This window comes from Acidovorax sp. GW835-FHT14B10, from assembly GCF_058793725.1.
This window is the reverse complement of record NZ_JBXAGC010000082.1, coordinates 1-902: the sequence shown is the minus strand read 5'-3', so window position 1 is coordinate 902 and position 902 is coordinate 1. Positions and strand designations below refer to the sequence as shown.

2 pseudogenes are annotated in these 902 nt (G+C 58.1%); one reads left to right on the top strand and one right to left on the bottom strand.

Features of this window, described 5'->3' with window-relative positions:
• Positions 1–97: 97 nt before the first annotated feature.
• A pseudogene (locus AC1Q5S_RS22305) lies at positions 98–402 on the bottom strand (IS3 family transposase); the annotation flags it as partial.
• 65 nt (positions 403–467) lie between these two features.
• Between AC1Q5S_RS22305 and AC1Q5S_RS22300 the strand changes: the two are divergent.
• A pseudogene (locus AC1Q5S_RS22300) lies at positions 468–833 on the top strand (helix-turn-helix domain-containing protein); the annotation flags it as partial.
• Between the last annotated feature and the right edge of the window lie 69 nt (positions 834–902).

Below are 902 nucleotides of genomic sequence, written 5' to 3'. Positions count from 1 at the left end.
ACAGCGCTGAAATCACTCTTCAGCCCACCGGCCACGATGCGCCGAAATGATCGGTCACATTCGCCGAAATACGCACCGTGTAGCTCTTAGCCCACGTTTACGCGGCTTTTTTACGCTGTGCCTCGTACCAGCGTTGCTCGAACTGCACCGGACTGAGATAGCCCAGAGACGAATGCAGCCTGCCGTGATTGTAGAAAGCCATCCAGTCCATCACAGCCTGTTTGGCCTGCTCTCTGGTGGCGAATTTGTGGCCATGCACACTGGCGTTTTTCAGTCGCCCCCAGACGCAGCGCTCGGAGCCATCGTAGATTGAGTGTCCCAGCAGTTGCCCTTTCTGCTCATCGATGAACGTATGCCCCAGTCTTTCAACGCGTCCTGGAACTCACCGCTGCAATACTGGGTGGATTCAACCGGTCGTCGCAACACCTTCAACTATGGAGGTGTTTATGGGCCGACCCGCGGGCTGGATGCAGAGGTTGACTGGACGAGGCGCAATGCGCTCGCCGGGTGCGCCATCGCATCGACGGGAGATCGAGAGACTATTCTGGGAGCAGATCGCAACCGGAATCACGAGTGAGAAGGCGGCCGAGGCGGTTGGCGTATCGCAGGCAGTAGGTGCTCGCTGGTTCCGGCATCGTGGTGGCATGCCATTGTTCATGTCCAAGCCTGTGTCCGCGAGGTATCTGTCCTTCGCGGAGCGAGAGGAGATAGCTCTTTTGCGAGCTCAAGACGTCGGGGTACGGGAGATAGCTCGCCGTTTGGGGCGAAGCCCCTCCACCGTCTCGCGAGAGCTGACCCGCAACGCTGCGACTCGCGGCGGCAAGCTTAAGTATTTATCCGTAAATAACATTGACTGGTAGCTCAATCTTGCGCAGAGCGATGATGGCCGCAGCAAGGTGGTT